Raw genomic sequence first — 3677 nt, forward strand, 5'->3', positions numbered from 1 at the left:
TGATTGTTCGGTTTAAAGTCTGGCATCACCATATCACTGCTGCCGCCACCATTTATGCCCAACTGGTTCAGCTTGTCTTTCAGCTTGCTTAGCTCACCCTGCGCCTGCTGCATCTGCTGCTGCAGGTACCCGGCAGGGTTTGCATTAGCTCCGTTAGCGGCAGGCATGGCAATTTGCTGCTGCATCAACTGCTGCACATCCGCCCGGGTTTGCAAGCCTGAAAGGGCGGATGGTGTGCCGTAGCTCTCCGGTTGCGGAAACAGGGAAGCCAGCATACTGTAGCGGCTGAAAAATTTTGAAAATGTGGGTATTGTTTGCAGCGTGGAAAGGATCTTTCTTACCAGCTTATCCGGGTCGTTCAAAACTTCCCGGTAAGATTTAATTTGCTGCGAGTAATAAAAAACATCCTGTTGATACCTGCCAAAATATTTGCTTACACTTTTGGGCAGATCAGTATATTGAGACAGGAGCTCTCTGATCTGCTGCTGCCTGCTTTGCAGGTAGCTTTGTATATCGCCTGCTTCTTTCAGCTTGTGTTGCAGCTGGTTTGCCTGGTTAAGCGAGTTGCCAAGCTTTTGCCGGATATCTTTGGTTTTGGAAACAATATTTGCGGCATCTTTTAAGAAGGCAAGCGATCCTTGTAACGAATCAAGACCTGCCATAAATTCCCCGGAAGTGAGCTTATCAAATTTACCGGTGGCATTATTTAATTTGTCAGAGAGGTTCTCGTAGTTCTTTTTTATATCCCCGAATATTTCTGCGGCTTTGGAGGAATCTATTTTAGCAAGCTGTTTTTTCAGCTTTTGCTCCTGTTTGGAAAGACTGTTTAAATACTTATCTGTTTGCCTGCTGAGCTGCCTGTCGAGGGAATTGATTTTATCATCAACGCTGCTGATATATTTTCCCGGAACTTCAATAACGGCATGGCTACTGCTATCCTGCGCGTACAATACAATACTATAGGCAATAAGTACAACAGATAAAAATATTCTCATTGTTTTGGGTCAGGTCTGCCGGTATTTTACAAATCGTTAACGAATGTTGACAAAAAAGAAATAAAAACAAAATATTTTCGGACATTATCAATGAAATTATTGTGAATGTGGATAACTTTTGCATATATATCACACGTTGCAAGTACAACCACTTAGAAACAATACACAAAAACCCGGCTGCTTCATAAGTGTAATCTGGCAGCGATGGCGCTCTGTCGAACATCGCCCTGAAAGTGTTGGCGATAAATGAGAATTTTGTTTTTTCCTTTACGTTGAGCACCTTTATCAGGTCCCTGCACTTTGTGCGTACTTTTTGTTTTGCCATAGCTTTGTGACGGTTTACAGGTACTGCAGGGCCCAAGTCCCAGCCTGAGCACTTTATTAACCGTAATTTCATCCGATACATTTTTAACCATGCGGCAGTTTGCTGAGTGATATTTTTTTCCGATGCTGTTTTATATACTACCGGCCGCTTGCATCCAGTTCCGTGCAGGTACTAATAGCAAGTAATAAGATGATGTGTTGAAGTTTCACGACCTATCATAAAAAACAACGCCACATTGCTGTGGCGCTGCTGCAATGCCTTTGTTGAACGGTTTCAGGACAATTGCTTTTCCAGGATATGGATTAAGTGATCTCATGGTTAGGGCTTAGGGTTTAAAGCCGGTTTTCGGTTAGGGATTATTGGATTTGTTGCACAAAGAAACAAACCATACCAACATTGAAAAATAGAACAACTTGTAATTGTGCTGTAGTGTAGCATTGACACTTATCGGGAAACTACGATCGTAATGAGGAAACTGAAAAGTAAACCCACCTGGTGTATATAAATAAAAAAGGGTGCATAGAAATGCTCCCCGTTTTAAATCCAATATCCTATGAAAAACCGTAGCAAAAATAAGTGTTCTCCTGTAGTGTAAAAACTATCAGGAGATCATTTCGGCCAGATGAGCGTATTCGTCGGTAAAAGAATAAGTACAAAGCAGTTCATAAAATTTGCTGTTTTGAAGTGCCCTTTTAAATAATTTATCCATTTTCTTGTTTTTTCATCCAACCCGATAATTCCAGTTTTGTATTTCTTCAGGAAAAATCCGCAAGATGACTGATACAGGCAACCTTCCGCAGGGTTGCCGCTAATTTATTCATCAAACTATTTCAGATGCTTTACAAATTCATTATGGCAGTGTTGCTGTGCGGGCCCGTATTCTCATTAAATGGACAGATTACTTCTCTTAAAATTGGCGATATATTACCGGAAACGATATTTCATTATTCAACTGGCGCTGTGAACCATGAAGGAAAGCTGCCGGATAAACGCTACAAGATCACCATCCTTGATTTCTGGGCAACCTGGTGCAGTTCCTGTATTAAAGTGTTTCCTAAAATTGAAAAACTGCAGGCGGAGTTTGCAGGCGATGTGCAATTCCTCCTCGTGAATGCAAAAAACACAATGGATGATTCCACAAAGATCAAACAGTTTTTCGGCAAATGGAACGCGAGATATGGTAAACCGCTATCCCTTGCCTCCATTGAACAGGATACGATACTTGACAAAATGTTTACGCATAATATTGTTCCGCATTATGTATGGCTTAACGATGAGGGTAAAGTACTGGCATTTACAAGCGCGGACGAAGTAACACAGGAGCATATCCGCAGTTTATTAAAAGGAATTACCAAGCCTATTATAATGAAAATGGACCAGGATAAAAACCGACCGCTATTCACTAATCCGGATCTTCCTCAAACACAACTACGCTCCTACCGGATATTTATTAAAGGCTGGTTTGAAGGGCTTGGATCGGGAAACCGGCTGCACTATGCAGGTGATACGCTTAGGGGAAGAGCGATGACCAATATGAGCCTTCGGGAAATGTATATTTCTATTCTCAGGGAACTGCACCCGGGTTTTACTGAAAACAGGTTTATTGTGGATACTAAAAACATTGACTCCACACTGCTGCCAGCGCCTGCAGAAGAAAGCGCAAGAAATGTATGGCAAAAAAGCAATATGAACTCTGTTGAACTAATTCTTCCTGCCAGGCATGCAGCAAACTTATATTGCAGCATGCTGGAAGAAATTGATCATAGTTCAGGGTATCAAGGACGTATGGAATGGCGAAACTTACCCTGCTATGCACTTCGCCCTACAGGTAAAACAAAACTACTAATAAGTAAAGGCGGTGAAACGGAAATAAGGCTGTTCAGTGAAAACAATCCTTATCTCAAAAATGCACCGGTTCATTATGTTGTAGCCAGATTAAATAATTGTGATGCCGTAAAATTTCCCGTGGTAAATGAAACGGGGATCAACAACAACATAGATATCATGTTTACCAATGGCTTTAAAACCTTTGATGCCATACAAAAGCAATTGCAACAGTATGGGTTGAAACTGGTAAAAACCGAAAGGGAACTGGAGGTATTTGTGGTTAGAGACAGGTAATGTAAGCCATGCGGATGCATGCTTTTTATTCTAAAACATTACAGGTATTATAAATACTCTATAGAGAACCTCTTTTAACAATGCTGAACAGTATCCATCCAATATCAGATGAACTACATAGGGCTTGCTGTTTAACTCAGTTTCGATGATATTCTGATAAAAATCAGTATATATTCATGTTTTGGTAATCAAATGCTACAAAGGTTTTGAATCAAACTTTTCAAAAACCATGCAGA

2 protein-coding genes are annotated in these 3677 nt (G+C 40.9%); one reads left to right on the forward strand and one right to left on the reverse strand.

The window, feature by feature from the left end; all coding sequences use genetic code 11:
- The coding region (locus DC498_RS25745) for a hypothetical protein (protein WP_116876996.1) at positions 1–995 on the reverse strand (995 nt) is incomplete at its 3' end.
- A 1159-nt stretch (positions 996–2154) separates the two neighbouring features.
- On the opposite strand from DC498_RS25745, the gene DC498_RS25755 reads away from it, so the two are divergent.
- Positions 2155–3441, forward strand: a complete 1287-nt coding sequence (locus tag DC498_RS25755; RefSeq protein ID WP_116876998.1) for a thioredoxin domain-containing protein — start codon at positions 2155–2157, stop codon at positions 3439–3441.
- The last annotated feature ends 236 nt before the right edge of the window (positions 3442–3677 follow it).

The sequence above is a fragment of the Terrimonas sp. genome (assembly GCF_003075435.1).
Classification (GTDB): Bacteria; Bacteroidota; Bacteroidia; order Chitinophagales; family Chitinophagaceae; genus Agriterribacter.

Coding starts and splice junctions, on each gene's coding strand:
- DC498_RS25755 (WP_116876998.1), top strand. CDS start 2,155: ATGCTTTACAAATTCATTATGGCAGTGTTGCTGTGCGGGCCCGTATTC.